This window comes from Rhodococcus sp. P4_F3_2 (genome assembly GCF_056401335.1).
Genome location: NZ_JBFUJN010000079.1, coordinates 1 through 5,285 on the forward strand (window position 1 = coordinate 1; position 5,285 = coordinate 5,285).

The 5,285-nt window shown below is 60.0% G+C and carries 5 protein-coding genes and 1 pseudogene; all 6 read left to right on the forward strand.

Going from position 1 to position 5,285, the window contains the following annotated elements:
- Positions 1-174: 174 nt before the first annotated feature.
- A pseudogene (locus AC1DWA_RS32720) lies at positions 175-465 on the forward strand (site-specific integrase); the annotation flags it as partial.
- Positions 466-669: 204 nt separating this feature from the next.
- The gene (locus tag AC1DWA_RS32725; RefSeq protein ID WP_477848244.1) at positions 670-1,458 is read left to right on the forward strand and encodes a tyrosine-type recombinase/integrase; all 789 of its coding nucleotides are present in this window, start codon (positions 670-672) and stop codon (positions 1,456-1,458) included.
- Positions 1,458-3,815: a tyrosine-type recombinase/integrase gene (locus AC1DWA_RS32730; RefSeq protein WP_477848238.1), complete on the forward strand. Its 2,358-nt coding sequence runs from the start codon at positions 1,458-1,460 to the stop codon at positions 3,813-3,815. Before AC1DWA_RS32725 ends, AC1DWA_RS32730 begins: the two co-directional genes overlap by 1 nt.
- Positions 3,812-3,934: a hypothetical protein gene (locus AC1DWA_RS32735; protein WP_477848240.1), complete on the forward strand. Its 123-nt coding sequence runs from the start codon at positions 3,812-3,814 to the stop codon at positions 3,932-3,934. The genes AC1DWA_RS32730 and AC1DWA_RS32735 overlap by 4 nt, the downstream gene beginning before the upstream one ends.
- Before the next feature lie 322 nt (positions 3,935-4,256).
- Positions 4,257-4,745: a DinB family protein gene (locus AC1DWA_RS32740; protein ID WP_042926839.1), complete on the forward strand. Its 489-nt coding sequence runs from the start codon at positions 4,257-4,259 to the stop codon at positions 4,743-4,745.
- A gap of 82 nt (positions 4,746-4,827) precedes the next feature.
- The coding region (locus AC1DWA_RS32745; protein ID WP_477917569.1) for an ATP-dependent DNA ligase at positions 4,828-5,285 on the forward strand (458 nt) is incomplete at its 3' end.

A 5,285-nucleotide genomic window follows, 5' to 3' on the forward strand; every position in this document is an offset into this window, starting at 1 on the left:
CGCGAGCCAGGACAAACCGGCGCACAGTGGAGAGATGAGTCCCGCCACGGGAAAACCGGTTCCGCCGATGCTCGCCACACTCGGGCAGCCCCCGACAGGGGAGCGCTGGCGTATTAACTGAACTAACGAATCGCATCATTGCAGGTCAGGGGCTGTGCTGATACTTTCCTCAATATGTGYAGCGAGACGCGCCGAGCTGATCTTGCAGGGCTTGTCGTTCCCGATGTGGGGCGGCTGATTTCTACGGGCTCCGAAGCAGAGCCGTGCAGGTTGCTCGATGCGTCAGGTGAGGTAATCGGCACTGCGACACTATTTTTCGAGGAACTTCACGCGTGTGACCGATCGTCGGCGACGATCCGATCGTACGGACATGACTTGTTACGGTGGTGGAGATTTCTCGCAGCGGTCGACGTGGGATGGGAGAGAGCCACTCCCGCGGAGGGCCGCGATTTTGCGCGTTGGATGAAGATTGCGGATAAACCCAGGCGTGAACACTGGCGGAGGCGTGGCGAAAAGGTCTCCGGCGCAACACCTGTAGGGGGCAATGCGGCCAAGAGTGGTCATTGGGTGGTCAACGAGGTCACCGGCAAGCCGCGGCAGGGACAGAAATTCTCCCCGGCCACTCGAGCGCACGCGGAAACGGTGTTGCGAGCGTTCTACGATTTTCAGATGAGTATCGGTGCTGGGCCGGTCGTCAATCCGTTCCCGGTGGATCGCTCTCCCCGCGCTTTTCGGTCGAACGCCCATCACGATCCGCAGGATCCGTTTCGTAACGAGCGGAAGGGGCGATACAGACCCAAGGTTCCGAAACGGATACCCAAGCGCATTCCCGACGACCGTTTCAACGAACTATTCGCGGCGTTGTCGTCTAACCGAGATCGGGCAATGTTGGCCTTTTGGGTCTCGACCAGTGCCCGCGCCGACGAGCTCCTGTCGATGTCCCAGCAGTGTGCGGACCCGGGCCAGCAATTGATCACGGTAACAAGGAAGGGGACCCGGGAGGTCCAACAGTTGCCGGCGTCGCCAGATGCATTCGTGTGGTTGCGGATCTATCAAGAAGAGGCCTGGGGAAAGGATGCCCCTCGCGGCTGCGATCATCCCTTGTGGATGACGTTGCGCAGGCCGTGGCGGCAGCTGTCGTATTCGGGGGCGCGCGCGATGTTCTCACGGGCGCAGTCGATGTTGGGATCCAATTGGACCATTCACGACCTGCGCCACACCGCAGCCTTTCGGATGACGAGCGATCCTGACATGCCGTTGTCCGATGTGCAGTGGATCCTGGGCCACGCGCACCTGACAACCACTCAGCTGTATCTGACCCCGAGTCGCGACGAAGTTTTCGCACACGTCCGCGCCCACCATGCTCGATACACCGGCAACACCCAATCGATGCCTGCACCGCCAGCGCCGGGCTACAACCCGGCAGTATTGGACGTACTGTTCGGAGGTCGACGCTGATGGTTTCTGCACGTGTCTCCAAAGTGCCTGCCAGTTGGAGCCTGAACGTCGATGCCCGCGAAGGTGCGAATCGCAGTGTCATCGACACCCTCCTCGATCGGTATCCACCGCGTGTGGTGCCATCGTCGTGGGCGACGACTGAACTCGGCCGAGTGGCCGCCCTGAAGCGGGTGGAAGCGCTCATGATCCGGGCTGAGGGTAGTGAGAGCTTTCAGCGCGATGCTGTCCGAGGTGCTGGGCAGCTTCTGCGGTGGCTGGCCTCGTTTCCGGGAAAGAGCTGGCAAGACCGCTGGAACCACAGTGGCGTCGCCGAACACGGTCTCGGATGGGTTTCGATACCGGAAATGTGGCTGGACGAACAAGGCGTGCAATCGGTTCGGTCCACGGTCCTGACCCATGCCCTGATCGGATTGTTCGTCGCGGATCTGATTCGCCCCGATTTACGTTTCGTGGTCCAACTGCACCGGTCGCACTACTGGCGCGACTGGGCGGCAATTAGCCGAGATCCGAAAGGATTCGAGCGACTGGAGGCTGCGGCAGGTGCGGAGACTGCCCAAGCAATGCAGGGTCGAACTGCACGATGGCAGATCTCCATGTTGATCTTGTCCAAAGGCGGCGGCCTTTCCGACATCACCGTTGGTGACTGCGTCGAACTTCGCCAGGCGGAGCTCGCCGTATGTTCGAGAGGTAAAACGCGCTACCTCTTCTACAAACTTCTCCATGACATCGGGATCTTTCCACCAGATGCGCCACCGACTTTACGATTCGTCACGGTGTATCGAGGGCAGAGCACCGTCGCGGAACTCGTCGATCGCTTCGACATCGCAAATTCCGACGTCCGGAATCTCCTTGTGGACTATCTGTCCGAGCGGCACCCTTCGTTGGATTACACGACGCTCGACAATCTCTCACGACATTTGGCGCTGCATTTCTGGAAAAACTTGGAGATCACCCATCCGGGAATCAACTCGCTCGAGCTCGACCGCGGCGTAGCGCAGGCGTGGAAGGAACGCATGCGTTGGAAGGTCAGCCGCCGACGACTCCCCGATGGAACTTACGCCGAGACCCGTAGTCCACGAATGAACTACACCGACATGCTGACAGCTGTGCGGGCGTTCTATCTCGATCTGGCGGCGTGGGCAGCTCTCGACCCCGCGCGGTGGGGGCGGTGGGTAGTGCCGTGTCCGATCGGCCCAGGAGAGACGAGCGCGAAGAAGATCGGACGCCGACGCAAAGCACGTATGGATCAGCGCACACGAGAGCGACTACCTCGACTGCCTGAACTGGTGCGGATCGCCGAACAACGAGCCCATGATGCCAAGATGCTCCTCGAGGCTGCTGTTGCAGCGTCGCCGGGCTCGAAATTCACCATCCTCGGCAAGACTTACACAAAGTCGGACCCATGGTTGAAAGCAAGCGCTGACGGCATTCCGGTGATCTACGACTCCGAGGGACGAACCATCCGGCTCCGAGAAGCCGAGAACCGGGCATTCTGGGCTCTGGCAACTGTGGAAGTTTTGCGACACACAGGTGTTCGAATCGAAGAGATGCTCGAGATCAGTCATCACAGCATCACCCAATATCGACTGCCCACCACCGGAGAGCTCATCCCGCTACTGCAGATAGCACCCTCGAAGACAGACGAGGAACGCCTACTTGTGGTCAGCCCGGACCTCGCCGACATGCTGTCGACAATCGTGTCCCGAATACGCGGCGCGGACGGAGGGGTACCTCTTGTACCTCTCTACGACCGGAACGAACGTATCTGGGTGGCACCCGCCCCACTCTTGTTCCAATGGAAATGCGGCGGTCACCACCGCGCGGTGTCCGCAGGCCTGATCCGCAATGCACTGACCGAACTCATCGATGCAGCAGGAGTGAAGGACGCAGCAGGCGAACCACTGTACTTCCAGCCCCACGATCTGCGCCGAATCTTCGCTACCGACGCCATCATGAACGGCATGCCTCCGCATATCGCTCAAGTGCTGTTGGGGCACAAGGACATCAACACGACCATGGGATACAAAGCCATCTACTCGGAGGAAGCGATCAACGGCCACCGCGCCTTCATCTCGCGCCGACGCGCCCTCCGCCCGAGCGAGGAATACCGCACCCCGACAGATGCCGAATGGGATGAGTTCTCGGACACTTCGAGCGCCGCAAACTCGCCCTCGGCGAATGCGGCCGCGCCTACGGCACCAGCTGTCAACATGAACACAGTTGCATCCGGTGCCCCGTCTTACGTGTTGATCCCGCACAACGTTTCCGACTGGTCGAGATACGCGACAACCTTGCCGCCCGAATTACCGAGGCGGACAGCGAAGGCTGGATCGGTGAAGCAGAAGGACTCCGCGTGAGCCTCGCGGCTACCGAGGAAAAACTCGACCACATCGATCGGCGAGCCCGTCGTGCCGTTCAACTCAACATGCCCAGCTTCCCGAACATCGTCGCGCACACCGTTCAGCCTCCCGCGTGATGGGTATCGCCTTGTCAGACGTGTCGACAAGCGCTGGCAGGCGCAAGGTTCGGACGGTCGTCCTCTCCCGAATTGAAACTATGCGATAAACTTCTAGCAGACAGCAGAACCTGGCCGCGGTGTTGAGGCTGACTCCTATCGTGGCATTCCCAAGCGCATCGTCCTTGATGACAATCGGATCACAGCGCCTTTCTTTGGCTCGTTCCCCGGTGCCGGACATTTCGCTTTTCCCCGCATTTAGTTGCTGTTGTGCGTAACCCACCCCTACTGATAACGAGCGACGGTCCTTGGCCGTCCTCCTGACTGAAACGAGTGAAAGACTATGATTACCAACATAATTACTACCGGCACAGAGCGATCGATCATTGAGAACATGCTCGACCGGAACCGCGAAGCACTGATCGAGACCGTTCGCGGGCTCTCTGAAATCGACGCTCGTCGACGACTCGTCATATCGCTGACGACACCGATCTCCTTGATCAAGCATGCCGCTGCCGCGGAACGAATCTGGTTCCAACGGTTTTGGGCAGGACTCAGTGAATCTGAGTGCGATGGATACTCCCGCCGCGACGAGGGCACCTTTGCTGTTGCCGACGACGAGGCGCTGGCAGATGTCATCGCCGAGTTCGAGCGCGCCAGCCGACGGTCACGTGAGATCGCCTCTCGTTTCGACCTCGACGACATCATGGACACTCCCCGAGAAGGGGCTGTCAGCATGCGATGGACGCTGCTTCTGATGATCCAAGAGTTCGCCAGACACGCGGGTCACGGCGATATCCTCCGCGAACAGATCGACAAGCCGCTACTTTGACAGTCGAACGCGTGACAACTTGTCCTGTTCGTCGTTTGTGCAGTTAAGGGCATTCGAGAGTAAGTGGGATGGCCAAAGGGCAATGGCTACAACAGGTTCCAAGGCTCCGGTGCTGTGGTCGCGCAACGGCAACGACATCAGCGGATCATTTCCCGAGGTCGTCGATGCGCTCAGTGCTGTGCTCGGTGGTCGCGAAACCGTCCTCGACGGTGAGATCGTCGCACTTGGACCGGACGGCGTGCCGTCTTTCTCCCTGTTGCAACGACGGATGCACGTGCTCAGACCCACCGCGCAGCTCCGCAACGAGGCGCTGGCCTCGTACTACGTGTTCGACGTCCTCGACRTCGACGGMACRTCGACSACYGATCTKCCCTACCTCGAACGYCGMGARGCGCTCGCCAACCTCAGCCTCGAACACCCGCGCATCAAAGTCCCACCGCACTGGCTCAACGTCGATGGGCCGACGATGCTCCAAGTGGCCAAAAAGCATCACCTGGAAGGGATCGTCGCCAAGAACATCGCGTCGCCCTACCAGCCTGG